Source organism: Streptomyces sp. NPDC059695 (genome assembly GCF_042733785.1).
Taxonomy (GTDB): Bacteria; Actinomycetota; Actinomycetes; order Streptomycetales; family Streptomycetaceae; genus Streptomyces.
The window spans coordinates 120,950-147,624 of sequence record NZ_JBHWFF010000003.1 but is presented as its reverse complement, the minus strand read 5'-3'; the positions used below and the strand labels follow the sequence as shown (position 1 = coordinate 147,624).

At 71.1% G+C, this 26,675-nt stretch carries 23 protein-coding genes and 4 pseudogenes; 20 read left to right on the top strand and 7 right to left on the bottom strand.

What is annotated here, in order from left to right:
• Nucleotides 1-450 precede the first annotated feature (450 nt).
• From ACFV2S_RS05825 to ACFV2S_RS05815, 3 genes are all read left to right on the top strand, one after another.
• Nucleotides 451-1,695: an IS110 family transposase gene (locus tag ACFV2S_RS05825; protein WP_385554860.1), complete on the top strand. Its 1,245-nt coding sequence runs from the start codon at nt 451-453 to the stop codon at nt 1,693-1,695.
• A 159-nt stretch (nt 1,696-1,854) separates the two neighbouring features.
• Nucleotides 1,855-2,220: a hypothetical protein gene (locus ACFV2S_RS05820; protein WP_385554585.1), complete on the top strand. Its 366-nt coding sequence runs from the start codon at nt 1,855-1,857 to the stop codon at nt 2,218-2,220.
• A gap of 8 nt (nt 2,221-2,228) precedes the next feature.
• Nucleotides 2,229-2,582: a hypothetical protein gene (locus ACFV2S_RS05815; protein ID WP_385554584.1), complete on the top strand. Its 354-nt coding sequence runs from the start codon at nt 2,229-2,231 to the stop codon at nt 2,580-2,582.
• Nucleotides 2,583-2,627: 45 nt separating this feature from the next.
• Here the strand turns inward: ACFV2S_RS05815 and ACFV2S_RS05810 are convergent.
• Nucleotides 2,628-2,969, bottom strand: a pseudogene (locus ACFV2S_RS05810) (transposase); the annotation flags it as partial.
• Between the two features lie 62 nt (nt 2,970-3,031).
• On the opposite strand from ACFV2S_RS05810, the pseudogene ACFV2S_RS05805 reads away from it, so the two are divergent.
• Nucleotides 3,032-3,429 (top strand): annotated as a pseudogene (locus ACFV2S_RS05805) (hypothetical protein).
• A 30-nt stretch (nt 3,430-3,459) separates the two neighbouring features.
• A pseudogene (locus ACFV2S_RS05800) lies at nt 3,460-3,681 on the top strand (ROK family transcriptional regulator); the annotation flags it as partial.
• Nucleotides 3,682-3,974: 293 nt separating this feature from the next.
• Here the strand turns inward: ACFV2S_RS05800 and ACFV2S_RS05795 are convergent.
• Nucleotides 3,975-4,151, bottom strand: a complete 177-nt coding sequence (locus ACFV2S_RS05795; protein WP_385554582.1) for a ricin-type beta-trefoil lectin domain protein — start codon at nt 4,149-4,151, stop codon at nt 3,975-3,977.
• Here ACFV2S_RS05795 and ACFV2S_RS05790 point away from each other — a divergent pair.
• A pseudogene (locus ACFV2S_RS05790) lies at nt 4,096-4,209 on the top strand (hypothetical protein); the annotation flags it as partial. The gene ACFV2S_RS05795 and the pseudogene ACFV2S_RS05790 sit on opposite strands and share 56 nt — an antisense overlap.
• Before the next feature lie 207 nt (nt 4,210-4,416).
• Here ACFV2S_RS05790 and ACFV2S_RS05785 read toward each other — a convergent pair.
• From ACFV2S_RS05785 to ACFV2S_RS05775, 3 genes are all read right to left on the bottom strand, one after another.
• The gene (locus ACFV2S_RS05785) at nt 4,417-5,475 is read right to left on the bottom strand and encodes an SPFH domain-containing protein (RefSeq protein WP_385554580.1); all 1,059 of its coding nucleotides are present in this window, start codon (nt 5,473-5,475) and stop codon (nt 4,417-4,419) included.
• Nucleotides 5,476-5,478: 3 nt separating this feature from the next.
• Nucleotides 5,479-5,910, bottom strand: coding sequence for an NfeD family protein (locus ACFV2S_RS05780; protein ID WP_385554578.1), 432 nt, complete (start codon nt 5,908-5,910; stop codon nt 5,479-5,481).
• Between the two features lie 538 nt (nt 5,911-6,448).
• Nucleotides 6,449-7,588: a PucR family transcriptional regulator gene (locus ACFV2S_RS05775; RefSeq protein ID WP_385554576.1), complete on the bottom strand. Its 1,140-nt coding sequence runs from the start codon at nt 7,586-7,588 to the stop codon at nt 6,449-6,451.
• An 86-nt stretch (nt 7,589-7,674) separates the two neighbouring features.
• Here ACFV2S_RS05775 and ACFV2S_RS05770 point away from each other — a divergent pair, with 86 nt between their 5' ends.
• From ACFV2S_RS05770 to ACFV2S_RS05750, 5 genes are all read left to right on the top strand, one after another.
• Nucleotides 7,675-8,733, top strand: coding sequence for a ferredoxin reductase (locus tag ACFV2S_RS05770; protein WP_385554574.1), 1,059 nt, complete (start codon nt 7,675-7,677; stop codon nt 8,731-8,733).
• Nucleotides 8,734-8,740: 7 nt separating this feature from the next.
• Nucleotides 8,741-9,859 carry a fatty acid desaturase family protein gene (locus tag ACFV2S_RS05765; RefSeq protein WP_385554572.1) on the top strand — a complete coding sequence of 373 codons (1,119 nt, stop codon included), beginning with the start codon at nt 8,741-8,743 and terminating at the stop codon, nt 9,857-9,859.
• A gap of 389 nt (nt 9,860-10,248) precedes the next feature.
• Nucleotides 10,249-10,563, top strand: a complete 315-nt coding sequence (locus ACFV2S_RS05760; protein ID WP_385554570.1) for a hypothetical protein — start codon at nt 10,249-10,251, stop codon at nt 10,561-10,563.
• Nucleotides 10,564-10,793: 230 nt separating this feature from the next.
• Nucleotides 10,794-11,030 (top strand): hypothetical protein, encoded by a 237-nt coding sequence (locus ACFV2S_RS05755; protein ID WP_385554568.1) that lies wholly within the window; start codon nt 10,794-10,796, stop codon nt 11,028-11,030.
• Between the two features lie 218 nt (nt 11,031-11,248).
• Entirely contained in the window at nt 11,249-11,440 is a 192-nt protein-coding gene (locus tag ACFV2S_RS05750; protein WP_385554566.1) for a hypothetical protein, read from the top strand.
• 344 nt (nt 11,441-11,784) lie between these two features.
• Here ACFV2S_RS05750 and ACFV2S_RS05745 read toward each other — a convergent pair whose 3' ends face one another.
• Nucleotides 11,785-14,115, bottom strand: a complete 2,331-nt coding sequence (locus tag ACFV2S_RS05745) for a hypothetical protein (protein ID WP_385554564.1) — start codon at nt 14,113-14,115, stop codon at nt 11,785-11,787.
• On the bottom strand, nt 14,112-18,155 hold the full coding sequence (gene eccCa / locus ACFV2S_RS05740) for a type VII secretion protein EccCa (RefSeq protein WP_385554562.1): 4,044 nt from the start codon (nt 18,153-18,155) through the stop codon (nt 14,112-14,114). The genes ACFV2S_RS05745 and eccCa overlap by 4 nt, the downstream gene beginning before the upstream one ends.
• 307 nt (nt 18,156-18,462) lie before the next feature.
• Between eccCa and ACFV2S_RS05735 the strand changes: the two genes are divergently transcribed.
• The 9 genes from ACFV2S_RS05735 (at nt 18,463) to ACFV2S_RS05695 (ending at nt 26,558) form a co-directional block, all read left to right on the top strand.
• Nucleotides 18,463-18,903 carry a hypothetical protein gene (locus tag ACFV2S_RS05735; RefSeq protein WP_385554560.1) on the top strand — a complete coding sequence of 147 codons (441 nt, stop codon included), beginning with the start codon at nt 18,463-18,465 and terminating at the stop codon, nt 18,901-18,903.
• Between the two features lie 115 nt (nt 18,904-19,018).
• Nucleotides 19,019-20,398, top strand: coding sequence for a type VII secretion integral membrane protein EccD (gene eccD, locus ACFV2S_RS05730; RefSeq protein ID WP_385554558.1), 1,380 nt, complete (start codon nt 19,019-19,021; stop codon nt 20,396-20,398).
• Between the two features lie 57 nt (nt 20,399-20,455).
• Nucleotides 20,456-21,994 (top strand): type VII secretion protein EccB, encoded by a 1,539-nt coding sequence (eccB, locus tag ACFV2S_RS05725; RefSeq protein ID WP_385554556.1) that lies wholly within the window; start codon nt 20,456-20,458, stop codon nt 21,992-21,994.
• Nucleotides 21,995-22,048: 54 nt separating this feature from the next.
• Nucleotides 22,049-22,387 carry a hypothetical protein gene (locus ACFV2S_RS05720; RefSeq protein WP_383792952.1) on the top strand — a complete coding sequence of 113 codons (339 nt, stop codon included), beginning with the start codon at nt 22,049-22,051 and terminating at the stop codon, nt 22,385-22,387.
• Between the two features lie 72 nt (nt 22,388-22,459).
• Nucleotides 22,460-22,756, top strand: a complete 297-nt coding sequence (locus ACFV2S_RS05715; protein WP_043225484.1) for a hypothetical protein — start codon at nt 22,460-22,462, stop codon at nt 22,754-22,756.
• A 152-nt stretch (nt 22,757-22,908) separates the two neighbouring features.
• On the top strand, nt 22,909-23,340 hold the full coding sequence (locus tag ACFV2S_RS05710; protein WP_383792949.1) for a hypothetical protein: 432 nt from the start codon (nt 22,909-22,911) through the stop codon (nt 23,338-23,340).
• A gap of 37 nt (nt 23,341-23,377) precedes the next feature.
• Nucleotides 23,378-25,642 carry a hypothetical protein gene (locus tag ACFV2S_RS05705; protein WP_385554553.1) on the top strand — a complete coding sequence of 755 codons (2,265 nt, stop codon included), beginning with the start codon at nt 23,378-23,380 and terminating at the stop codon, nt 25,640-25,642.
• Nucleotides 25,643-25,693: 51 nt separating this feature from the next.
• Nucleotides 25,694-26,257 carry a YbaB/EbfC family nucleoid-associated protein gene (locus tag ACFV2S_RS05700; RefSeq protein ID WP_385554551.1) on the top strand — a complete coding sequence of 188 codons (564 nt, stop codon included), beginning with the start codon at nt 25,694-25,696 and terminating at the stop codon, nt 26,255-26,257.
• On the top strand, nt 26,250-26,558 hold the full coding sequence (locus ACFV2S_RS05695) for a hypothetical protein (protein WP_383792941.1): 309 nt from the start codon (nt 26,250-26,252) through the stop codon (nt 26,556-26,558). Before ACFV2S_RS05700 ends, ACFV2S_RS05695 begins: the two co-directional genes overlap by 8 nt.
• Nucleotides 26,559-26,675 lie beyond the last annotated feature (117 nt).

Below are 26,675 nucleotides of genomic sequence, written 5' to 3'. Positions count from 1 at the left end.
TCCAGTGCGTAAGCAGATGGCCCGGGCCCATGCAACGTCCCGGGGTAGCTGCTCGCACAGGACAGCGAATGCCTGGATCCCCCCTGGCCGTCAAGGTCTCCTCAAAGAGCGGCATCGCTGTCCGTTGCGGGGCTCGCGGTGATGACGCGGGCGCCGGGCTGATGCCTCCGTTTCTCCCGGCCCCTTGAGGCCTCTGTCAAGAGCGGCGCAGCCCGGCGCCTCCGTGATCACCGCGAAACTCGCGACGGCTTGCCAGACGTTGATCGTCACGGCGCGAGCCCGCTCCAGGGTCGACCTCTTGTTCATCCGCGAGCCCGCGAGCTCTGCAGAAAGATCGAGCCCCTGGAGTGCGCTGGTGTCGCGAACGGCTACTGAGATGGCGGACCAACGAGTCCTTGGATTAGGGCGCCGCGTGACCCGCATGTGCTCGTGACCTGCATAAACGGACGGATCTGGGAGGATCGCTTGACCGTGTTCTGCGGCATCGACTGGGCGGAGCGTCACCACGACGTCGCCCTCGTCGACGAAGCCGGCACTCTGCTCGCCAAGGCCCGTATCACCGACGACGTGGCCGGCTACCACCAGCTCCTGGCCCTCCTGGCCGAGCACGGTGACAGCCCAGAAGATCCGATACCGGTGGCCATCGAGACCAGCCACGGCCTCCTGGTCGCGAGCCTGCGCACCGGCAGTCGTTGGGTCTTCGCGATCAACCCGCTCGCCGCTGCCCGCTACCGCGACCGCCACGGCGTCAGCCGAAAGAAGTCCGACCCGGGAGACGCCCTGGTCCTGGCGAACATCCTGCGCACCGACATGCATGCGCACCGACCTCTGCCGGCCGACTCCGAACTTGCCCAGGCCATCACAGTCCTGGCCCGAGCTCAGCAGGACGCCGTCTGGACCCGGCAGCAGGTCGCCAACCAGGTCCGCTCGCTCCTGCGCGAGTACTACCCTGCTGCTCTGCTGGCCTTCCAGGGCAAGCAAGGCGGGCTGACCAGGGCTGACGCCCGTGTCATCCTCACTCTGGCGCCGACTCCGGCCAAGGCCGCGAAGCTCACCCTCTCCCAGTTGCGGTCCGCTCTCAAACGCAGTGGCCGCCTCCGCGGCTGTGACGCGGAAGCCGAGCGGCTGCGGGACGTCTTCCGCGCCGAGTACGCCCACCAGCTGCGTGGCGTCGAGGATGCCTTCGGCCATCAGCTCCTGGCCCTGCTCAAGCAGCCGGACGCCACCTGCGAGGCCACGGATGATCTAGCGGAGGCCGCCACAGCCGCCTTTCACCAGCACGACGACAGTGAGATCCTGCTCAGCTTCCCGGGCCTCGGGCCCATGCTCGGCGCTCGTGTACTCGCCGAGCTGGGCGATGACCGGGCAAGGTTCGCCGACGCCAGGGCGCTGAAGTCGTACGCCGGATCCGCGCCCATCACCCGGGCCTCCGGCAAGAAGCGCTTCGTCGGCCGCCACTTCGTCAAGAACAGCCGCCTCATCAACGCCGGCTTCCTCTGGGCCTTCGCGGCCCTCACCGCCTCCCCCGGAGCCAACGCGCACTACCGGCGCCGACGCGACCACGGAGACTGGCATGCCGCCGCACAACGGCACCTGCTGAACCGCTTCCTCGGCCAGCTCCACCACTGCCTCAAGACCCGGCAGTTCTTCGACGAACAACACGCCTTCGCATCGCTCCGCCAGGCGCGCGCGTGACGGTAGTCCGGGCCTCCCACATTGCCGGATTCCGGAAGGCAGCCGCTCCAGCCATCTGCCGTGCCCTGCCGCTGAGGTGCCGCGCCCGGACTGCCATGATGCTGACCAGGGGCGGCCTTGGCGTTGGGAGCCGCGTGACGTGAGAAGAGTGTGGCGCGAATGCTCGGGATCCAGACCGATGCGTTGGACACGGCTGGGGGGGTGTTCATGACGGTCGTGGCAGTGGGCTGTACATGGTTGGGCGGACGGGCCGTGCTCCGGCCACACCGGCCGCCGCAGCCGATCGTGGGCCCCGTATGGGTGGCCCGCACCTGGGGTGTCGCCTATGTGCTGCTCGGCATCGGTATGGCTGGCAAGACGACGACCATGCTGGCCGGCAAGGCGCCGGCCTGGCCGATGGCCGTGCTCTATTGGGCTGCTGGACCGCTCCTGATTTTCTCGGTGACTGCTGCAGGCGTGTCCCAGTGGCGAGCACGCCGTCGGGCCGGTGGCGCCGTCAGCGGACGGCACGGACGGCACAAGTGAAGCGGCCCGTGTCGTGGAGCGAGGTGGACCTCGTGAGCGCTGCCTGCTGGACGGTCAGCGGACTGGGGTACGGAGTGCTCGCCGCCCTCGACGAGCCGCAGCTGTCCCCTGCACCCTTGATCGGGGTGGGCCTGGCCCAGTGGTTCTTTGCGTATCACCGCTGCTGGTGGGCCGCTGTCGCGGCGTGCCTCGCGGGGTTTGTCGTGCTGTTCGGGCTCGTGGACATTCTGCGGCCGAGCCTGGGTCGGTACGTGGCGGATGCCCTGGCCACGGGGGCCGCGTCGACGGTCGCCCTGACCGTCTTCACCCTGGTCGATCGCGCAAGTGGACGCCGCCATGGCGCAGCAGGCCGACCCTGGTAACTTGGCTTCATCCGCCAACTTGACTTCTTACACCACTGAGATGTCTTTGAGGGACCGGATGTGTGAGCCGTCCACGGCGCAGTCGTCCAGGTCCAGCAAACCGGCTCGGCGCAGTTCGGCCAGCAGTGCGGCGTGCAGGCGCGGCCAGACGCCCGCCTCGGTCCAGTCCCGTAGCCTGCGCCAGGCCGTCACGCCTGAGCAACCAACGACCTGACTCGGTACGTCGCGCCAGGCGACGCCCTTGCGCAGGACGTAGACGATGCCGGCCAACGCGACCCGGTCGGGTACCGGGAGTCGCCCGGGACGGCGGTGACGACGTGCGGGCCGTGCCGGCAGCAGAGGGGCTATCTGATCCCACAGCCCGTCGGGGACAGGGTTCGTGGTCATGATCCGGAAGCATGCCAGAGAACCCAGTTGAGCCCTTCGAGTCCCCTCGACATACTCCCCGAATGACGAACATCGGGGCCGAAGAAGCCGCAGAGCAGGGATGGGACGGACCCTGGTACCGCGTCCGAACGAACCGGTTCGAGGCGTCGTTCCTGCTCAACGCCGACGAACCACTGGACAGCGTCTCCAACGTCGACGTCGAGGTCCGCCTGACGGCGGACGGCTCTCGCTGGAGCGCGACTGTGTTCACGCTCGCCGAGGTCGAACGCATCATGGCGAGGTGGTCCCGAACTGGCGAGGCGCTGGGCGGCCGATACTTCTGGTGCTCCGACGGCCTCATCGTCCGGGAACCCGGCATCGACAGCATGACCCATTGCTGGTCGGCCTCCTCGATGACGGCGGCTTCACGCAGGTCCTCCAGCGGCTCGACGACGAAGAACCGTCCGACGCTTCATTCTGAAACGATCAGTTGGAGCACCGCCTCAACGAGGTGGCCGCCCGTGCGGAAGCCGGCCACCAGCGCACCCGGCAGGCACGGGACCGGATCGCCGACGACCTCGCGCTCGGCATTGCGCTGCTCGTCGACGTGCTGAACCCGCGGAACATCGCCCTGGGCGGCTACTTCACGCACATCGGTGCGCTCCTGATCGACCGGGTCCGCGCGGGCGTTCTCGACCGGGTGATCGCCCCGGACGCCGGCGGCTGCGAGGTGCTGCTCTCGTCCCTGGGTTTCACCGCGCCCGCGCGCGGCGGTGCCCACCTGGCCCTGGACGTCCGTCTTCCGCGATCCGGGCGCCGTGGCGGGGGCCGGCGCCCTGACCCGTCGGCCGTCGCGGCAGGTCCCCCAGGACGGCCGTGGCGGGCTGGGTCCCGTCCGAGCGCGCACCCGTGGCGCGGCGGTTCGAAGTGGCACGGGAGGGCGTGCTGCGGCGCGGCACCTGCGCTCGCCCCGACCGCGGTGCGGTCGGGACGAGCGCCCGCAAGGTCGGTGCGTGGCTGCGGCTGTCAGTCGCGCGACCACCGCTGGCCCGCGCGTGCGTCACAGGTCTGGAGCTCGATCAGGGACCCGTTGACCCTGGTCGCTCCGACCACGCCCAGGCAGAGACCGGACTGGCTGCCGCGGAACGTGCCGTCGGACCGGAGGACCCACTTCTGCGAGGACACCGACGGCATCGACGCCACCGCCGCCAACCTCGGCCCGGCCTTCCCCCAGGGCGTCTTCGTCTGCCAGTACGGTTCCAACGGCACCCCCGGCAACCGGAACTTCAAGTTCGTCCCGCTGCAGAACATCACGGACGTGCGTTTGGCGACCCAAAGTCCACAGTTGATGGCGAAGGCATCCCCACAACCGGGCTGCCGCTGGGAAGAATCCGGGGAGGGTCGACCGCTCAGGAGGGCGTCACCGCGCAAGCTCCGGAAAGCCGGTTCCGGCGGCATCAGGGGCCGACTACCCGTCCTCCGGACCCCGCGGCGCCTGACGGCCGCTGGTGAAGGGAAGCGTGTCGGAATCGGCTTCAGCCGCGTCGGCAAGCGCCTCGGCGGCGGCTTCCGCGGCCTTCGCCGCGTCCTCGGCCGCCTGGGCGGCGGCCGTGCCCTCCGCGGAGGTCTCCCGGGTCGCCGGAGACTGCGGCAGCACCTCGTTGAACGCGCGGGACACTCCTTGAAGCGCGGACGTGACCTCGCTGGGAATCACCCAGAAGGTACTGCCGGCGCCCTGGGCGAGCTGGGGCAGCATCTGCATGTACTGGTAGGCGAGGAGCTTGGGGTCGGGGTCGTTGCGGTGCACGGCCTGGAACACCTCGTCGATGGCCCGGGATTGGCCCTCGGCCTTGAGGATCTCGGCGGTGCGGTTGCCCTCCGCCCGGAGCACTGCGGACTGCTTGTCTCCCTCGGCGGTGAGGATCTGCGACTGCCGCTGCCCTTCGGCCCCGAGGATCGCGGCCCGCTTGTCGCGCTCGGCACGCATCTGCTTCTCCATCGCGTCCTTGATGGACTGCGGCGGGTCGATGGCCTTGATCTCCACGCGGTTGACCCTCAGCCCCCATTTGCCGGTGGCATCGTCGAGCACGCCCCGAAGCTGGTTGTTGATGGTGTCGCGCGAGGTGAGGGTCTTCTCCAGGTCCATGGAGCCCACGACGTTGCGCAGGGTGGTGACGGTGAGCTGTTCGACGCCCTGGAGGAAGTCGGCGATCTCGTAGGCGGCCGCTCGCGGATCGGTGACCTGGAAGTACAGGACGGTGTCGATCTCGACGACCAGGTTGTCCTCGGTGATGACCGGTTGCGGCTTGAACGAGACGACCTGTTCGCGCAGGTCGATCACCGGATAGACGCGGTCGACGTACGGGATGACGAGATTGAGCCCCGGCCTCAGGGTGCGGTGGTAGCGGCCGAGGCGTTCGACATTCCGGGCGCGCGCCTGCGGCACGATACGTACCGCCCGCACCACGGTGAACACGGCGAGCGCCGCGAGGATCAGACCGGCGATGAGCAGTCCCGGCACATCCATGACCTACTCCCGGGGGTAGACGACGGCGGTGGCGCCGTCGATCGCCATGACGTCGACGGTCGCCCCCGGAGGTATCACCAGCGTCTCGTCGTAGGCGCGGGCCGTCCATTCCTCGCCACCGATGCGGACCCTGCCGCCCCGTCCCGTCACTTCCGCCACGACGTGCGCGGAGCGGCCCACCAGAGCGTCCACGCCGAACCTCTCGGCCTCAGGCTTGAGCAGATGGCGCACGGCGACGGGGCGCACGAACAGAAGACTGACCACGGCCAGAACGGTGAAGACCACGAGCTGCAAGGGCGGCGGGAGCCCCAGGGCGGCGGTTGCCGCCGTGACCGCCGCGGCGACACCGAGGATCCCGAGCGCGGCAGTGAGGGTGAAGATCTCCGCCACCACCAGCACCCCTGCGGCGATCGACCAGACCAGCCAGAGGTCCATGGCACTCTCCCGGCAGGTGCGACTCCGCGAAGGACTGAAAACGCACCCTTTTGCGGTATCTACCCCGTTTCGCGAGGGAGCACGCTCAGCCGTCGGGAACGGCAACGCCGACGGAAGGTGCCGCCCGCCGCCCATCGGGGCAGGCGAAGGGGCGGCGAGGGTCGGTCGCCCCGGTGATCGCGACTTCGACGGCGGGCTCCACGAAGATCGTGTGAGTACCACCGCGCCCCCGAACCACGGCGGCGCGCGCTCGACAGGTCAGGACGACCTCGCAGGCCCCCCAGACGCCCCCGCCCCATGGTCGGCGGGTCAAGGACAGACCCCTGAGGCGGGGCACCTGCCTCGGCGGCTTCACTCTGGCCCCACCCGGCAAGGGCTCTCTCCGAGAAATGCCACGTTTGTGAGACGGCTCGAAGAAGCCCGACCCGTGCCGCGAAGTGCGAGAGCCTACGAACGGCACCGCGTTCTCAGCGTCGATTGCCTACACGGGCCGTGGTGGATCCCTCGCGGACTCGGTCGTGGACGGTCGCAGTACGCGTCAGCTGGCCCGAAGACCGACGGCCAGCGTCAGTTCAAGGACCCGCTGTGGCGATGCGAGATCCGGAAACAGCTCCCGCAGCTGCGACATCCGGTACCGGACGGTCTGGGGATGGACGAACAGCGCCGCCGCCACCTCGTCCCGCCTGCCCTGGTGCAGCAGCCACTCCCGCAACGTCTCCTCCAGCCGCCGTGCGGTCGCGACAGACAGGGTCCGCAACGGTGCGAGGGCTCGGGCACGCAGGTCTGCGAACGCGTCCACGTCGGCGCTCAGCACCAGCTCGGGCAGGTGGTCCTCGGTGTCGCGAATATCAGGGGAGAGGGAGCGCGCGCGTACGGCTCGTGCGTACGAGGCGGAAGCACGAGTCCATGGCCGGGCCGGGCCGACCACGGCGGTGCGGTCGGTCAGCTGCCGCAAGAGATGCGACCGGTCGGCATCGGGCACGAGCAGCACACCGAGGGCGTCCGGCAGATCGTCGAGGACGAGGGTGCTCGGGTCGAGCGCGCGGTAGGCAGGCCGGGCCTGGGCGGCGGGCAGCAGAACCGCGGTCAGCGAAACCGGAGGCTGCCACCCGGCCCGTTGAACAGAGGCCAGCAACACGTCCGGGCTCGCGCCGGCGAGGAGGTCGCGGGCCAGGTGTTCCAGGTGCCGCTCGTGGGCCCTCCCCCGGGCGGCCAGTTCGTCGGCGTGGCCCGCGGCGCTCGCGGCGGAGAGCTCGTCGATGTAGGCGAAGGTCAGCTCGGCGAACTTGGCGACCTCGGCGGCGGGCAGGCCTGCGGGTACTGCACCAGCTGCCAGACATCGCCAGGCCACGCGGGCGCCGACACGGTAGGCGCCGAGCAGGGCGTCCATCGAACGGCCGGATCGCACCTCGCCGCGGCCCAGCTCGTAGGCCGCGTCACCGGCGTCGCCACCTGTGGCGTTCCCGCTCGCGAGGTCCAGATAGTGCCCCAGGGCGGTGCGGACGGCTCGGCGGATGGTGCCGCCCATGCGGCCCGAAAGGGCGTTGGCGTAGGGAGGGACCTCGTCGATGATCGCCTGGACGACCTCGTCAGCGGTGGTCTTCAGCGCGGCCCGAAGTGCGGTGACCGTCGTCTCATCCAGGGCCAGTTCGGTGACCCTCCGGATGGGATGGCTCATTCTTTATTCCCTGCGAACAATTCAGCCGACCAGATTTACGTCTTGCGGTCAGGACTTTACGCCTTGACGCGCATCAAGCTGGAGTCATGACGAGTGCAGCCCTTCGCAGCCGGGCGTGGAAACTGCTGGAGATGGTCACGACGCCGCTGCTGCCGTCGGACTACCTCGACCTGGTCAGCCCGCTGCGTGCGGGCGCCGACCTGTGTGGGCGCATCGAGGCCGTGCACCCCGAGACGGGTGACGCCGCGACTGTCGTGATCAGGCCCGGACGGGGCTGGCGCGGTCACACGGCCGGTCAGTACGTGCGGATCGGGGTCGACGTCGACGGGGTGCGCCTGTGGCGTGCCTACTCCATCACCTCGCCGACAGACCGCCCGGACGGCCGCGTCACGATCACCGTGAAGGCGATCCCGGACGGCAAGGTCAGCAACCACCTGGTCCGCAGGGCGAAACCGGGCACGCTGGTCCAGCTCGACCAGGCGACCGGTGACTTCGTGCTGCCGCAGGCCAAGCCCGCCAAGGTGCTCTACTTGACGGCCGGCAGCGGCATCACGCCTGTGATGGGCATGCTGCGCGACGTCGAGTTCGACGACGTCGTCATGGTCCACTGCGCGCCACAGCCGCGAGACGTGATCTTCCGCAGCGAACTGCACGGTCTGGTCGCGGACGGGAAGCTGCGGCTCACCGAGGTGCACACCGACACAGACGGCATGCTCGACATCGCCCGTCTCGACGAACTGGTGCCCGACTGGGCCGAGCGCGAGACCTGGGCCTGCGGGCCCGCGGGCCTGCTCGACGCCGCCGAAGGGCTCTGGAGCGAGCACGGCGTCCAGGAGCGCCTGCACACGGAACGCTTCCGCCCCGGCATCGTCGTCGCCGGCGACGGCGGCGGCGAGGTCACGTTCAGCGCCACCGGCAGGACCGTCGACGCGGACGGCGCCACGCCGTTGCTGGACGTCGGCGAGGAGGCCGGCGTGCTCATGCCCTCCGGATGCCGCATGGGAATCTGCTTCGGCTGCGTCACGCCGCTCAAGGCGGGCGCCGTCCGCGACCTGCGTACCGGCGAGATCACCGAGGCCGAGCCGGGTGTCCTCATCCAGACCTGCGTGTCCGCCGCGGCGGGCCCCTGCGACATCGAACGGTAGGAACAATTTGACCGCCATCGACCCCACCGCCCACCTGACCGCGGAGCAGATCGAGGAGCTCGGCCGCGAGCTGGACGCGATCCGCGACGAGGTGATCGCCGGCCGCGGCGAGAAGGACGCCGCCTACATCCGTAAGGTCATCTCGGCGCAGCGCAAGCTCGAGCTGGTCAGCAGGGGCGTGCTGCTGTTCTCGTTCTTCCCGCCCGCGTGGCTGCTCGGCACCGCCGGGCTGTCCGTGGCGAAGATCATGGACAACATGGAGATCGGCCACAACATCCTGCACGGCCAGTGGGACTGGATGCGGGACCCGAAGATCCACTCCACCACCTGGGAATGGGATCACGTGTCGCCGGCGGACCAGTGGAAGCACTCGCACAACGAGCTGCACCACACGTACACCAACGTGATCGGCAAGGACAACGACCTCGGCTACGGCATCATGCGCGTCGACGAGGACCAGAAGTGGCACCCGTTCCACCTCGGCCAGCCGTTGTGGAACTTCATCAACGCCTGCTTCTTCGAGTACGGCATCGCGGCGTACGACCTGGAGCTCGGAAAGAACCTGCACAAGCGCCGCCGCAAGGACCCCGAATTCCGCGCGCGGGCCAGGGCCGTCGGCCGCAAGATCCGCAAGCAGGTGCTCAAGGACTACGTGATCCACCCGTTGCTGTCGGGCCCGTCGTTCCTCACCACGCTCGCCGCGACGTTCACCGCGAACCTGGTCCGCAACATCTGGTCCCACTCGGTGATCATGTGCGGACACTTCCCCGAGGGCGTGCAGGTCTTCGAGCGCCGGTCCATCAACGGCGAGACGCGCGGTCAGTGGTACCTGCGCCAGATGATGGGCTCGGCGAACATCAGCGGCAGCAGGGCCATGCACTTCATGACCGGCAACCTGTCGCACCAGATCGAGCACCACCTGTTCCCGGACCTGCCGAGCAACCGGTACGCCGAGGTCGCGGTGAAGGTGCGCGCGCTGTTCGAAAAGTACGAGCTGGAGTACGTCACCGGGCCGCTGCCCCAGCAGGTGTTCTCCGCGTGGCACAAGGTCTTCCGGCTCTCGCTGCCGAACAAGAAGCCCAAGGTCAAGACGCCGGACCGCGAGCAGGAGCTCGTCGCGGCCTGACCTGTGACGATCATTCGCGGATCATGTCAGGGCCTGCCTGGCCCCGACGCGGTAGCCGGATTCACATCGCCCCTCGTTCAGGCTGTCGGACTCTTGCTGCGTCGTGCGCTGAACAGCGGCGTTTCCCCCGTACTCGCGGGCAGGTGATGATCGCTCCCCCGAGGACTTGAATCCGTCGCGCACAACGGTGATCGAGCGGACGATACCCCTCGTGATCGCGCGTCCGGCATGGATGTGATGCCGCCGGCGGGCGGCGCTGGTGCCACGTGGTACTGGCAGCTTCGGTGCCCGCGGCCTGAGCGCGGCGCGCAGGCCACGTACCTTTCGCGCCGTTAGGCCGTTAGCGGTATCGCGGACGCACACGGCGTCCCGACCGGAAGGAAGCCCCCATGTCCACGAAGCGCGTCACCCGCCGTCTGTTGGTGCTGTCGGCCACGGCGGCCACCTGCACGGGCCCCTTGAGCGTTCCGGCCGTGGCGAGCACGAACGTGCTGGCGGTCGGGAATCCCGCCTACGACACCACGATGATCAACCAGGAGCGGGACGTCACGGCGGTCGGTGAGACCACTCACAGCAGCGGGCTGGGCAACGGTCTCGTCCAACTCCCGGTGAACCACCCGGCCAACCGCGGTGGAGGGGGCAGCCTGCTCTTCTCGGATCGCGGGCTGAAGACCGAAATCGTCGCGGTGGTCTGGGAACGATGAGCGGCCGGTGGTTGACGGAGATCCTGGCCGGGCTGCGGAGGCCGCCCCTGGTCAGGAAGCGTCTTCGACAGGGCGCTTCCGCCGCCGGCCTGGCGTCGGGGGCCGTGCCGGAGGTGGTGAGCGCCGGCGATCCGGTCAATGGCTACCGGGTGCTTGAACAGGTGGTGCGTCTGCCCGTCAGCACGTGGCGATATCACTGGGACCCTCCCCACGTACGCCACCTGGGACCCATGGCGCAGGACTGGTGGAAGGCGTTCGGGGTGGGTGAGGACGACCGGACGATCTGCTGCACCGACGCCAACGGCGTGGCCATCGTCGCCATCCAGGCACTGCACCGGGAACTGACCGAGCTCCGGGGCGAGGTCGCCGCCCTGCGGGCCGGGAGCTCGCCGCGCGCCGCTCCGGCAGGACCGGAGCGGCCGGCCGGGGACGAGGCGGACGACCTGGCAGGCGATGCGCTGACGTAGGGCGTGTGTCGAACGTCCCGCCGGCCGTCCTGTGTGTCGCTGCCGCTGTACGAGCGGTACCTCGCGCCCGTACGCCGACGGGTCGGGCGCTGAGGGTCGGACAGGTCCAGGGCCGGGCAGACCGAGGGGAACCGGCTGAGCGTCGGGTTCGCGGCGCGCGGGGGATGACGGGGGTGGAGCGACGGAACGCGAGGTCAGGCGCTTTCATGGTGAAGCGGGTGCACCAACCCCGTGAGGACGCGGAGTTCGATTTCAAGGCGATCGATCCCGGCCGGGCGATGGACCTCGTGGTGGGTGGCATCGCCGATGAGTACGCGGGCCGCCTGACGGCCGTCCGCGCCGACATCACGCGCTGTCCTGTCGCGACCGGGCGGTACGGGGTCTCCGGAGCCCGTCGTACGTCCTGCTGAGGGAGTCGAGGCCGCGCTACTGCTGCTGGTCCTTGATCCCTCATGCTCAGGAAGCACACAGCAGCCGCTCGCCGCTTCGGCCCATGACCAGCGGCTCTCCGCCGATACCCGAGGTTGGGCTGCCGAAGCACCGTCCGCCCCCGCCCGGAGCAATCGGCACGCCGCGCCGCCGGGTCAGGCCCGTCGGCGGGCTCCGCGCGGCTGAAGGGCTGCGATGCCGCCGTGGTTCGCACTTCCGGCGGTCGGCAGTCCAGCGTCATCTGCAGCTTGGCCCAATCGGGGCCGTTTCCACTGGTCAGCGGCCATGCGAGGCGTGTACCACCCGCACACGAAGAATCTCCTCGTCAGCTACTCCCCGAAGAGGCTCGGCCTCTTCTGACGGCCTGCTGTGAAGGTCTGGCCAGGTACGGGCCGGCCCCTGGGACCACGTGGAAGCGGGAGGCGTCCGGGAGGGGGCGGCGGTCGTGGGGGTCAAGCATGTCCCTGCGTTCGAACCATTCGGTCAGGCGGGTGCGGGCCTGTTCGTCACGCCTGCGGAAGCGGTCGTCCGTGGGGTCGGTCTCCGCGGGGGAGATCTCGCGGAGCAGCACGCGGATCGGCGCCGTGTCATCCTCCGACAGGTGAAGGGCCAGGACGGAGAAGGCCGTGCCCAGCGGGAACACCACCTCCGGTTCGTCGTCCGTGCCGAGGAAGACGGACGTGCGGCGGCCGGTGGTGGACCAGATCCCGAACTCCACCGCGCCCTCCAGTTCCGCGTCGCACGCCGGGACGGCCGCCACCGCCGCGGGCTCGACGAGGACCGAGCCCTGCGCGTACCGGTCCAGCGGCACCTCCTCCGCCGGGGCCGCGAGCATGACGGCCCCGTAGTGGCCCGGCAGGCGGCGCAAGCCCGAGTCCAGGCAGCGCAGCAGCGGGGTGAAGGGGACGGGCCCGGTCGCTCTCGCGGCCTCGGCCAGTCCCGCGCGGGACCCCAGGTCGAGGGCGTCGGCCTGGTACAGGGCGATGGCCACCAGGTCCGCTTTGAGGCCGTCCTGTGCGAGGGAGCGCAGTGACGGCAACCGGGAGGCCAGCAGCTCCGCCTTGCTGGCGAGGATGTGGTACTTCTCGCCCAGCAGTTCGCGGAGGGCCGCCCGGTCACCCGGGCCGCTGCGGCCGCCTGGTGCGGGCGGCACGGTGGAGGGACCCGGCGCCGGGGGGATCGGTGCCGGCTCCGCCTTCTGTTCCGGTGCCCGCTCCTGTCCCTCCCCTCGCTCCCGCTCCTGCCCCTGTCCCTGTCCCCGCTCCTGCTCCTGCTCCTGCTCCTGCTCCTGTCGAGGTGAGCTCCAGGAGGTGGCTCCCATCCAGTGCAGGTCCAGTTCCTCCGCCCAGGAGCGTGCCCGGCCCTCGTCCGACGTGGCGCCGTGGAACAGCAGGCCGTACGGTTCCGTCGCCCCCAGGTCGGGAAGCGTGGCCAGGACACCGGGCAGGACGTGCAGGAGCTCGGGCGGCAACGGGTGTTCGCCGTCGCCCACGATCAGGGCCGGGCGGGCCGGGTCGGGGCACCTCGTGCGCGGTGCCGCGTCCGGCTGCCGGTCCGCCGGGCGCAGCCAGAGGCCTGCCGGGACGAGTTCGACGGCCCAGCCCTCCAGGTCCTTGACCGCGTACAGGGCCGGTGCCTTCGCCTCCGGTCCGGACGGCCGCAGCCACGCGGACGGCACCACGCGGTGACGAGCGGGCGAGGCGGCGAGTTCGAGCAGGAGGGGTTGCCAGGTGGGCGCGCCCCGTTCGTCGAGGAACGTGGTGGCGTGGTCGTCGGCCGTCCGTACGGGCAGGCCGACCGCGGCCCGTACCGTACGGTCGAGCTCGTCCGCGAGAGCCACCGCCATGGCGACGAGGTCGGACGGATCGGCCCACGGCGCGGCCAGCAGGAGAGACCGTGCGTCCGCCGCCGCCTCCGGCACCCTGGCCAGGAGTTCGGCGGTGGGCAACGCGGAGCGGGCAGGTGATCCGACGCCCAGGAGGTAGGTGTCCGGGGTGACTCCGATCAGCGGCCCGACCGCCTCGGGCAGTGCTCCGAGCCAGATTCCGCCCGGAACCGCACGGGCGCCCTCCTCCTGTTCCTCCGACGTCGCGGGGCCGAACCCGTGCGCGCCGCCCCGGGACACCGCCACCACGGGGACGGGAGGGGAAGGAGGCGGAAGCAGCTCCTCCACATCCTCCGCGGCCTCTGGCTCCGCGGTCTCCGCCACCTCCGGGGGCCAGCTCGGGCCCAGTTCGTACGGCTCCTCCCCCGGTTCCGCCAGCCACCAGGTGCCCGGTTCCGCGAGGCGCAGGGTGCCGTCCGGTTCGACGCTGGCCACACCGTCCGGGGCGATCACCGTGAAGTCCGCCGCCGTGGCCACCGCGCCTACGGGGCGGGCGCCGTCGGGGCCCGGGGCGGCGAGGCCCGAGGCGGCGAGGAGGAGGCGTGACGCCCCGCGTTCCCGGGCGAGGAGTACCAGATCGGGCAGGGCCTGGCGGAGGAGCGGGGCCGCGTCCGGGGCGGCGGCCAGCACCAGGAGCGTGCCGGACAGCGGGGGCAGTCCGTCCAGAACGGGGGCCAGGGCGGCTGCGGTCTCCGCGGAGGAGATCACCAGATGCGGGCCGACGGTGTGGGTGCCCGTCCCGGAGGCGGGGGCGGGGAGGGGACTTGTCATCCGGGGTGTCCGTTCTGCGGGGTCCGGCCGTCGGCGTCGAGCAGCGGGGTCTGGAGCTGCACCGTGCGGCGGCGGGTGACGTGCTGTGCGCGTCCGGCGGGCAGCACCTTCGGCTTCGTGCCACCGAAGAGGTAGCCCTCGGTGGTCGGGCAGGAGAGCAGGACGGCTGGGGTGTTGACGTCCTGGAGCCTGCGCAGGAGCGGGTCGGACAGGCCGCGGCCGGCACCGTTGGCGGAGCGGGCGACGATGATGTGGAGGCCGATCTCCGCGCCCTGGGCGAGGTTGTCGAGGACCGCGGCGAAGGGATGGGAGGCCATGGAGCCGTTGACGAGGTCGTAGTCGTCGACGAGGACGAAGAGCTCGGGTCCGCTCCACCAGTCGCGCCGCCGCAGCCGGTCCGGGGTGACGTCGGCGGCAGGGATGCGGTTGGCGATGGCCTTGCCCGCGCCGGTGATCATCTGGCGCAGCGGATCGAGGGAGACGGCGTAGCCGAGGCGGTACTCCTCGGGCACGGTCTCGTACATCTCGCGGCGGAAGTCGACCAGCATCAGGCGGCCCTGGTCGGGGGTGTAGGCGCGCATGATCTGGGTGGCGATGTGCTTGAGCAGGTTGGTCTTGCCGGTCTCGCTGTCGCCGACGACGATCAGGTGCGGGTCGCGGGAGAAGTCGTGCCACAGCGGCTGGACCTCGGTGTCCTCCAGACCGAGCGGGATCCGCAGGGAACCGTGGGGCTCGGGGAGATCGGCGGCGTCGAGGACGAGCGGGAGCATCCGGACCTCGGGGGCGCGGGGACCGGTCCAGTGGTCGGCGACGACGTCGACCAGGTCGGCGACGCCCTCGCCGAGGTCATGGGCGGTGCCGATGCCGTCCATGCGGGGCAGCGCGCACAGGAAGTGCATCTGGTCGGCGGTGAGGCCGCGACCGGGGATCTTGGGAACCTTGCCCGCCGCCCGCATGTTGACGACGGAGTCGACGGGGTCGCCCAGGCGCAGCTCGAAACGGGTCTGGAGCTGGTCGCGGAGGGCGCCGGTGACCTCGCCCCAGCGGGTGGTGCCGACGAGGAGGTGGACGCCGTAGTTGAGGCCGCGCTGGGAGATGAGGGTGAGGGGCTGGACCAGGTCCATGAACTCCTGGCGCAGAGTGTTCCAGCCGTCGATGACCAGGAACACGTCACCGTGCGGGTCGTCGGGGAGTTCACCGGCGACCTTCTTGCGGCGGAAGGCGGCGACGGAATCGATGCCCAGCTCGGCGAAGTACTTCTCGCGGCGGGTGATGACCGCGTTGACCTCGGCGATGGTGCGCAGGACCCGGTCGGGGTCGTGCCGCCCGGTGACACCGCCGACGTGCGGCAGACCGCGCAGGCTCGACAGGGCGCCGCCGCCGAAGTCCAGGCAGTAGAACTGCACTTCGGCGGGGGTGTGAGTGAGGGCGAGCGATGTCATCAAGGTGCGGATGAGGGTGGACTTGCCGGACTGCGGGGCGCCGGCGATGCCGATGTGGCCGTCGGCGCCGCCCAGGTCGGCCACGAGCAGGTCGCGGACCTGCTGGAAGGGTTTGTCGACGACACCGACGGGGACCTTGAGGGTGCCGCGGACGTCGCCCTCGGCGGTGAAGCCGTGCTCGGGGTCGGGACCGATCGGGGGCAGCAGCTCGTCCAGAGTGGGCGGCACGTCGAGCGGTGGCAGCCACACCTGGTAGGCGGGGGGGCCGGCGTCGACCAGGCGTTCGGCGGCGATGTCGAGGAGGGTGCCGGTCTCTTCGGCAGCCGTCTCCTCCCGCGGATCGGGGGTGGCGGGCAGTACGTGCGGGGCCACGTACTCGGTGCCGAGGGCGACGACCTGGCTCTCGATGACCGAACGGTGGGCATCCGGGCGTCGCTTGGGCCGGTAGGCGCCGGAGACGTAGGCGGCCTTGAAGCGGCTGAGGGTGGAGATGTCGCTGCGCAGGTAGCCGTTTCCGGGCTGGGAGGGAAGCTGGTAGGCGTCGGGGACGCCCAGGACGCCGCGGGACTCCATGGCGGAGAAGGTGCGCAGGCCGATCCGGTACGACAGGTGGGACTCCAACTGGTGCACCCGACCCTCGTCGAGGCGCTGGGAGGCGAGCAGCAGGTGGACGCCGAGGGAACGGCCGAGGCGGCCGATCATGACGAAGAGTTCCATGAAGTCGCGGTGGGCGGCGAGCAGTTCGGAGAACTCGTCGACGACGACGAAGAGGGTGGGCAGCGGGTCGAGCGGGGTGCCGGCGGCGCGGGCGGTCTCGTACTCCAGGAGGGAGGCGTAGTTCCCGGCGGCGCGCAGGAGCTCCTGGCGGCGGATCATCTCACCGTGCAGGGCGTCGCGCATGCGGTCGACGAGGTCGGCCTCGTCGGCGAGGTTGGTGATGACGGCGGAGGTGTGGGGCAGGCCGTCCAGGCCGAGGAAGGTGGCGCCGCCCTTGAAGTCGACGAGGACGAAGTTGAGGATCTCCGAGGAGTGGGTGAGGGCCAGGGCGAGGACGAGGGTGCGCAGCAGTTCGGACTTGCCTGAGCCGGTGGCGCCGATGAGCATGCCGTGCGGGCCCATGCCGCCCTGTGCGGACTCCTTGATGTCGAGGTCGATCGGGGTGCCGTCGGGGCCGAGGCCGAGCGGAACGCGGAGCTTGTTGGACTGGTTGCGCCGCGCCCACTGCTCCTTGACGTCGAAACGGTGCAGGTCGGGGATGCCGAGGAGGCCGGCCAGGTCGAAGTCGGTCTCCAGGGGTTCGCCCGCGTCGAAGCTGTCGCCGAGGCGGTACGGGGCCATGGCGGCGGCCAGCCGGACGGCGGCGGCGGGGGTCAGGGCGTCGGGGACGCCGAGCGGGGTGACCTGGTCCTTGCGGTTGCGGTCGGCGCCGACCATCTCCAGCGCACCGGGGGTGTCGGGGTCGCCGGTGATCCGCAGCCGGAGGGTGAGGCGACCGTGCTTCCACTCCAGGGTGGAGCCGACGTCGACGACGGTGGCGTTGCGGTAGCCGCCGAGCGCGGCCCGGTGGGGGGCGGTGAGGACGGCGCCGTCGAGGACGACGACGGTGTAGGGCTCGTCGCGGCTGGGGGTGGCGTCGGGCTCGTACGGGGGCCGGGCGCCGAACTCCTCACCGAGGAGCTGCTCCAGTTCGCCGATGCTGCCGGCGACGAGCCGCAGCGGTCCGGCGCCGTCCGTCTCGTGCGGGTGCAGGGCGTGCGGGAGCCACTTGGTCCACTCCCAGTGGGCGCGCCGGTCGGGGGCGACGACGGCGACGCGCAGTTCGTCGGGGGCGTGGAAGGTGGCCAGCTGGGCGAGGATCGCGCGGACCAGGGCCCGGGCCCGGTCGCCCTCCGGTTCCCCACCCGTCCCGGGCTCGGCGGCGCCGGTCTCGGAGCCGGGGTCTCCGGTGCGGATCAGGACATGGGCGAAGCCGCGCAGGTGGATGGCGACGGGCTGGTCGGCGATGGAGCCGTACGCGTGGATGAAGCGGCGCAGCGCGTGGGCGCTGAGCGGTTCCAGGTCCTCGACCGGCTTGGTGGCGAGGGGGGCGAGGCGGACGGCGAGCCTCTGCGAGCCCAGCGCGATCCGCACGTCGCTGAAGTCGGGGTGGGAGGAGCGGCGTTCCCACAGGCGCGACGTCCTCACCAGGAAGGGCAATTCGGCCGGGTCGGGGTGACGCCAGGCGAGGGCCTCCTGCTGGCGGAGGATCTCCTTGCGCACCTGCCGCCGCATCTGTGCGAGATAGCGCAGGTAGTCGCGGCGTTCGCCGGTGAGTTCCTGCTTGCGGTCGGCGTTGCCGCGCATGATCTGGGTGACGATCATGCCGATGGCGGACACGGCCATGGTGCCCATGGCGATGTACGTCATCATGCCCCCGTTGGGGCGCAGGAAGATGAAGACCATGGAGAGCGAGGACAGAGCCATCGGCACCATCGTGATGATGCTGCCCACGCCGCTCTGCTTCTCGGGCAGGCCGGGCGGCTCCTGGAGCTGGATCTCTCCGTCGGGCATCTCGGGGCCCGGCCGCCGCGGCGGGCGGTTGACTTGCACCACGCTCAACGAACAACGCTCCTCACGCCTGGCGCACGCCGGGCGGCCGACTTCGTGCGGTTTCCTCGTCAGCAGGGAACGGACGGGGGGTGCGGGGCGGTTCATCCCGGCCGTACGGCGCCGTCGGGTGAACGCCGGATGAACCCGACGGCGAGGAGGCCCGTTGACCACTGCGACGGAGAGGGAGCGGAGGATCAGGAAGAGCGTGCGCGCGTACGGATCCACGCCGGACCGCCCGGCGGCCCGGCCCGGCCGGTCGCCCGGGTGGGCGAGGCGATGCGCGTACGCTCGCCGGGGCGGAGTCCGAGGGAGAGCTGTGCGCGGGGACTATGAAGGCGCCGGGACCGGGGACGAGACCGAGGAGGACGACGGGGACGGGCTCGCGACCGGAATCGGCGGGGCGTACGAGGTGGGGGCGCTCCCCCGCGCGTGGCTGCCGGACGTCGGCCCGGAAGACGAGGATCCGCTCGGCGGGGCCGTCACCGGTCTCGACGTGCCGGAGGCCACCGCGGCCGAGGTGACGGGCGTGCTCGTCCGGCTGCTCGGTGCCACGGCCCCGGTCGGGTCGCCGGATCCGGAGGCCCTGCTGATCGCGCGCGTGTTCGTGGTCGACGAGCATCCGTCGGCGGCTCGCTGGAGCGAGGGCGAGCGGCGGTCGGTGGCCGGGCTGGCCGCGGTCCTGGTGGCCCACCGCGGCGAGGAGGGCGTCGAGGCGCTCGTACGGGAGCTACGGGCCTCGGCGCGCGGGGACGACTGAGCCCCGCCGTCCCCCTCGCTCGGGAGGAGCTGAACCCGGCGGCGCGGTGTGTCCGTTCCTCTGTCCGCCGAGGGCTTTCCGGCCTCGGCTGGACAGCGGAAAGGACACACGGGCAGTGAGCGGTAGCGCGGTGGCGGGGCTGTGCCGGTTGAGGTTCCACGGGCCGCAGAAGGTGGTCGAGCTCTCCGTACCGGCCGACGTCCCCCTGGCGGACCTGTTGCCGACCATCATCGGCTACGCCGGCGACGACCTGGACGAGAAGGCCGTCGAGGCGGGCGGCTGGGTGCTCCAGCGGCTCGGCGAGGAACCGTTGGACGAGGAGCGGACCGCGGAGGCCCTGGGACTGCGCGACGGTGAACGGCTCTACCTGCGGATGCGCCGCGAGGCGCTGCCGGAGGCGCACTTCGATGACATCGTGGACGGTGTCGCGGCCGGCCTCGAACAGCGCGGCGACGGCTGGACCCCGACCCTCACCCACCATCTGGCGCTCGGTGTCGCACTCCTCGCGCTGGCGGGCGGCTTCGTGCTCCTGGCGCTCTCCGGGGACCTCGGCCCCCTGAGGGTGGTCGCGGGGGCGGGAACCGGAGTCCTGCTGCTGATCGGCGCGGGCAGCGCCGCGCGGGCGGTGGGCGACGCGGGGGCCGGCACGGCGCTCGGCGCGGCGGCGGTGCCCTACCTGGCGCTGGCCGGGGCGCTGCTGCCGGCGGGGGAGAGCGACCTGGCGGCCGCCCGGCTGCTCGCGGGCGGTTCGGCGGCGGCGGGCGCCTCTGTGCTGGCGCTCGCGTCCGTGGCCTGCTCCGCGCCCCTGTTCCTGGGGCTGCTCGTCGTCTCGGTCGCCACGTCCGCCGCGGGGACGCTCGTTCTGGCGGGGCTGTCGTCGTCGGAGACGGCCGGGGCACTGGCGGTGCTCGTGGTGGCGTTCGGGGCGTTCCTGCCCGGTTTCGCCTTCCGGCTGTCGGGGATGAGGCTACCCGCGCTGCCGCGCCGGGCGGAGGAGCTCCAGGAAGACATCGAGCCGTATCCGGCGCGGGAGGTCATGGACCGCAGCGCCGTGGCCGACGGCTACCTGACCGCCTTCCACGTGGTGACCGGCGCCCTGTGCGCGGCCTGTCTCACGCTGATGTCGGGTGCGCCCGGCTGGGCGCCGGTGACGCTGGCGGCCGTCCTGTCGCTGCTGCTGATCCTGCACGTGCGCGAGGTCGGTTCCCGGTGGCAGCGGCTGGCCCTGATCCTGCCGGGCGTGTACGGGCTGGCGCTGCTCGCGACCGGGTGGGCGCTCTCCCTCGGTCCAACGGGCCGGCTGTGCCTGCTGACGAGCCTGACGGCCACCGCTGCGGCCCTCGCGATCTTCTCGTGGACGGTGCCGGGGCGGCGGCTGCTGCCGTACTGGGGGCGGGCCGCCGACCTGCTGCACAGCGCGCTGGCGCTGAGCCTGATCCCGCTCGCGCTGACCGAGGCCGGGGTCTTCACATGGGTGCGCGGGCTCACCGGCTGAGCCACCTGCCCCGAGACTCTTCCGATCCCCGACACCCCTTCCCACCCAGGAGTTCACATGCAGTCCAGGCGCGACCAGGTGCAGGCCCACCTGTTCGTGATGAGCAGGCTCGGGGCCGGCATGCTGCGGGGCGAGCCCGACGCGCTGGACCTCCCGCCCCGGCGGACCACCCGCGGGGTGCGGACCGGACTGTTCATCGCGGTGGTCATCGCCCTCGTGATGGGCCTGTACGGGGCGATCAAGCCAGGGGGCGCGACGGGCTGGGCGAAGCCGGGCACCCTGGTGGTCGTCAAGGAGACGGGCGCCCGCTACCTGTTCGTCGGCGGTGAGCTGCGACCGGTCCTCAACCAGGCCAGTGCCCGGCTGGTGGCCGGGGACCGGACGACCGTGACGCAGGTCGGCCTGGGCTCGCTGGGCGGGGTGCCGCGCGGCGGCCCGCTGGGGATCGTGGGCGCGCCGGACGGACTGCCGGACGCGTCCGCACTGGCCCGGGGCGACTGGCTGGTGTGCGGACTGGTGGCGGCCACCGCGTCGGGGCGGCCCGGCCCGGTGGTGTCGGTGGCCGTCGGCGCGGCGGGCGCGGGCCGGGCTCTGGGTCCTGGGCAGGCAGTGCTGGTGACCGCGTCGGACGGGACCGGGCACCTGTTGTGGCAGGGGCGGCGGCTGCGGCTCGGCGCGGGCGCGGGGGCGGCGCTCGGCTACGGCACGGCCACTCCGTTCCCGGTGGCGGCGGCCTACCTCAACTCCCTGCCGGCGGGACCCGACCTCGTCCTGCCGGAGATCGCGGGCCGGGGCACGCCCGGCCCCGCCCTGGCCGGGCGGGAGACCCGGATCGGCCAGCTGTTCACGGGTCCGGGCAGTGAGCCGTACGTGCTGACGCGGAAGGGGCTGGCGCCGCTCGACCGGACCTTCTTCGAGCTGCTGCGCGGCGATCCGCGCACGCAGCGACAGGCCTACGCGGGGGCTCCGGCGGTCGCCGTCGCGGTGGGCGCAGCGGATCTGGCCGCCCATCCGGCGCCGGCCGGGACCCTGCCGGACGGGGGCCTTCCGGAGGCGCCGCCGGAGCTGGTGGAACCGGGGTCGGGGCAGGGCGTGTGCACGACTGTACGGCCCTCGGCCGAGGGTGGGGTGTCCACCCTGGTGGCGGTGGCCGACGCGGCGGTGGTCGCGGGTCGTCCGGTGTCGCCCCAGCCAGGCGTGACGGCGGCGTGCGGTGCGGCGGACCTGGTCTCCGTACGGCCCGGCGGCGGCGCGCTGGTACGGGCACTGTCCGGGGCGGGCGCTGCCGGGGCGACGTATCTGATCGCGGACAACGGCGTGAAGTACCTGCTGCCGACGGCGGATTCCGCGAAGGCCCTCGGCTACGCGGGCGCGGTGGGCGTGGGCGTCCCGGCGACACTGCTGTCCCTGCTGCCGTCGGGCCCGGCCCTGGACCCGTCGGCGCTGACGACGGCGGGGGTCGTCGACGTGACGGCGGGCGTGCCGGCACCGGTCTGCCCCGGGGAGGCGCCGAAGGACGGGAAGACCGTGAAGGGCGCGCAGGTGGCGAAGGGGACGGCCACCGCCGCCGAACGGGTGGTGAACCCGGCTCCCTGAGCCGCCCGTTCTCCCTGTCGGGAACCACCCAGCCGGCACGACAAAGGAGTTCAGGTGACCGACGCGCCCAACGCCAACCTCAAGGTCTCGTCAGCGGTACTCACCCAGACCCTCAACGAGCTGGAGGAGCACCTCCAGACGATGGAGCGGTCCTACGCCCAGTCCGAGGACATCGCGGGGCGGGTCGGGGACAGCATGAAGTCCGCCGCCGGCACCAAGTTCGTCGCGAAGATCGAGAACTGGCAGCGCGGCTACCGCACGGTGATGGCCGAGTACAAGGACCTCGTGGAGGCCGTCGGCATGACCAGCAAGGTCATGTCGGACACGGCCGGCGAGGCCGAGTCCAACATGGACATGTGGGACGGCGACGTCTACGACATCCTCAGCAAGTGATCGAGGCGGAGCGTCCCCTCCGCCTCCCGCTCCCTTTCCCCCTCCTCCTCCCCCCTGTCGTAAGGAACGCGCATGGACCCCATGGACATGGACATCAAGCACGGCGCCCTCCAGGACGCCAACGACCAGATGAAGCAGGTCGCGGCCGCCATGAGCGCGGCCGTGCAGACCATCGTGGGGCGGCTCAGCGCCATCCAGTCGGAGTTCACCGGTGAGGCGGCCAAGGAGTTCGAGGAGTTCAAGCAGGTCGTGCACAATCTGGACTCCACGCTGTCGCACCAGTTCGACAAGGGCGCGGACCTGCTGGCGGACGCCCACGGCATCATCCGCAACGGCGACCGCAAGAGTGCCTATCTGTTCCAGCGCTGAGCCCCGCCCGGCCAGGAACCCGGCCCGCCCCTCGCAGGCGCGCCGGGTTCCGCCGTTCCCGGACCGGGCTGAACCCCGCCGGGCTGCGGCCGCGTTCTTCCTGTCGGACGCCCCGGACGACGTACCACCCCGACTTCGGCAGGAGAGCACTCATGACGACCCCGAGCGACGAGACCGTCACGTCGATCACGGACGACGTACTGCGCGACTACGCGTGGAAGTTCAGCACGCTGCTCCAGGACTTCCAGGACCCGTCCGTGATGGCACTGCTCTCCTGGGAGAAGGGGACCGGCAACAGCAAGATCCTGCCGGGGAACGTCAAGCAGATGGTGAGCGCCGAGGCCGTGCAGCTGGGGTTCGCCTCGCTGGCCAAGGACCTCAACAGCGCGCTGGAGACATTCCGCAGGATCGCCAAGTCGGCAAACCTCGACCTCATGTTCGTCAAGGAGACCTTCCAGAACGCCAGCGACGACTCCGTGGACGTCACCGAGATGTGGGAGATCCTCAACAACATCCAGCGGGACGCCGGTGGCGGTGGCGGCACCGGTGGCGGTACCGGCGGCAGCCCCTCGACCGGCAACTAGCGAAGGCCGAAGCCCCCGGAAGGAACTCCCTCACCCCATGGCAGCTTTCACCTGGGAACAGGCCATCAAGGTCCTTCTCCCCGACACCAACACCCTGACGAACCGCGAAGCGGTGGCGGCCGAGAAGTGGAGACGTCAGGACACCCCCGACGTCAAGATCGTCTCCGGCGACGGAAAGAAGGCGTCCGAGGGCTACGACGTCGCCTTCGTCATCCCCCTCACCCCGCTCGACGCCGCGAGCGAGCAGTACTCGTGCGTGGTCGGGTTCCAGCTCGACTGGCCGAACGTCCTGGACAACGCCCAGTCCAAGTTCAATCTCTTCTACAGTGACGCGCTCAAGCCCCTGGAAGAGCTGCTGTTCGCCTCCACGCACAACACGGGGGCAGTGAGCTACGCCTCCTTCGACGCCGCGATCGAGCTGGTGCACGGCGTGCACGCCTGGCTGGCGAAGTGGGTTCCCGTCCTGAAGCGGTGGGAGGAGAGCGTCGACGCCGACGAGAGCGAGTGGAAGGGCAGTGCGGCCGGGGCCTTCAGGAAGTTCCTCGACGTCATCTCCACGGAGATGAGCAAGGTCCAGCTCGACCTGGCCCAGCCGCTGCCCGTGGAGGGTGCCACCGGGTACCCGGACACGATCGACTACTCCAAGGGCAGCGGCTACGAGACGCTCATCTTCAACGCCCAGATCGAGCTGAACAGGGCACTCGCCGCGCTGTGGGCCGCGCTGGTGAACTGGTGGAAGCTACCGGGCGCCAGGGAGCTGACCTTCGAAGCCAGTCCGGTCTGGCGCATGCGGACGGCGCTCAACGAGCACATGGCCAACGCCACATGCGACTTCACGTGGCGGACCATCACCAGCAGCGACGGATCCAACAGCGCGCCCGTCTACTCCCCCGAGAACCCCAAGGTCAAGGACGGCTCGGGGATGGACGTCAGCCAGAGCGCCTGGCTGGAGAAGATCGAACTCGCCGCCAAGAAGTCGTGGCTGGACCACCTGTCTCCGCTCGACAAGGCGGCGGAGACCTCCATGGGCAAGGTGGACACCTCGTACCTCACGCTCGCCGGCGCCCTGCGCGAGGGCATCTACCAGCCCCGTCTCCAGATGCCCACCGGCGGCGGCGCGGGCGGCCCCGAGATGCCGCCGGGCGGCGGGTCGGGCGCGGGCGGCGGTGCCTCCGGACCGGGTACCGGGGAGGCGGGCGGAGGAGCAGGCGGCGGCATCGGAGGCGCCGGAGGAATCGGCGGCGGCAAGGGCGGCATCGGCGGCGGCAATCCGCTCGACAAGGGCGGTGACGGGACGGGCGGCACGAAGAAGCCCTCCCTTCCCGAGACGCTGCCCGGCACCGGGACCGGCGGGCTGCCCGGGACCCCGCCGCCGACCAGGCCGGGGACCGGTTCGCCGGGCGGGGGCGCACCGCTGCTCGACAAGAACGGCAAACCCGTCACGGGTGCGGACGGCAAGCCCGTCGTCCTGCCGCCGGGCTCCCGCATCGGCAAGGACGGCAAGGTCTACGACGCGAACGGCAAGCCCGTCATGGGTTCGAACGGCAAGCAGATCGTCGCCCCGCCCGGCGCCAAGGTGGGGCAGTCGCAGCCCGCCCCCGAGGAGACGCCGGGCCGGACGCCGGGGTCCCACTTCGACCAGATCCAGCTGCCCGAGGGGGCGAAGGTGCTCCCGGACGGCTCCGTCGTCGACGCCAAGGGCAAGCCGCTCCTCGACTCCAACGGCAATCCCTACGCGCTGCCCAAGGGCGCCACGCTCAAGGACGGCGTCGTCGTGGGCGCGGACGGCAAGCCCATCAGCCGGACCTACCAACTCCTCACCAATGCAGAGCACGCCATCAACTCCCGTCCCGTGCCGCACCCCACGACCGGCACGGGGACGGGCGGACTGGGCGGCGGCAGCCACAGCAAGCTGCTGGACCAGCTGGGCGGCGGCAGCGGTGGCGCGGGCGGCGCGCCGAAGCGCGTCCCCGGCCTGGCGACCGGCGGCTCCACCGCGTTCCTGGACCCGGCGGGCCGCCCCACCGGTGCCTCCGCGGGCTCCGGCGGCACCGCTTCAGTCGGCGGCACGGGCAGCGGCTCCGGAAGCGGTTCGGGCACCGGCTCCGGAAGCGGTTCGGGCACCGGCGCGGGCGGACCGCAGACCGCGCAGTCCCCGATGATGCCGCCGATGAACCCCGGCGCGGCCGGTGGCGGCCAGCCCAACCAGGGCAAGGACCGGCAGCGCACCACCTGGCTCACCGAGGACGAGGACACCTGGGGCACCGACACCGGCTCCGTCAGCGGGGTCATCGGACGCTGACCCCGCCCGCCCACGCCGAACGACCCCACTTCCCCCTTGAAAGGCGGCCCCATGGCCATGGACTTCGAGAGCATCCTCAAGGACGCGATGTCCGCGCTGCACGAGCAGCGGGACAAGATGCTGGAGGCCAAGCGCGAACTGGACGCGGCGACCGCGTCCGCCACCTCCAAGGACCGCATGGTGTCCGTGACGGTCGGCCCCCAGGGCCAGGTGGTCTCGATGGCCTTCCACACCAAGGCGTACCAGTCGATGGCGCCGGCCGAACTGGCCACCGTCCTCGTCACCGTCCTCAACGAGGCACGGTCCAGGATGGGCAGCGAGGTCATCGAGCGCATCAAGGGCTTCCAGGACTTCGGCGGCCACCTGCGCAGTGTGACAGGGCTCGCCGGCACGCCGGTCGAGATGGACGAACTCCTCAAGCCGCTGAGGGCGATGGCACCTGCATTCGGTCAGGAGGAGTCCCTGGAGGAACTGAAGGCGTCCCGGCAGGAGGAGTTCGCCGCCGAGGAGCAGGCCGTCCGCATGCCCTCCGTAGAGAAGGCGAGACAGGACGAGTTCGAGGCCGAGGCCGAGAGCCGTATCCCCACGGGCAAGCAGGAGGAGTTCCATGGCTGACGACCTGAAGGTCCTGAGCGACCTCAAGACCAAGTTCTCCCATTACGAGGACTACCAGCGCTGTCTCAGCGACCTGAGCCGGACGATCGTGGAGATCAACAGGATCAACAAGGAGTCGGCGGGCCAGGACGAGATCGGCAAGACCTACCACAAACAGGTCGACCGGCCCACCGAGAACCTGACCGAGACCCTCTCCTACGTCACCAAGCGACTGGGCCTGGTGACGGAGGCGGGCAAGGAGACGTCCGACACCATGACGAGGTCGGACGAGGAGGCCGGGTCCCACGCGGACGGCTTCTGACCGGGACTCCGCACGCGGCGCGGGGCCCCGCCCCGCGCCGGGGGCGGGGCGGGGGGGCGGGGGAGCCGGGGGGGGTGGAAGACAAAAACGCACAACAACGACCAAGGGGCGGCGGTG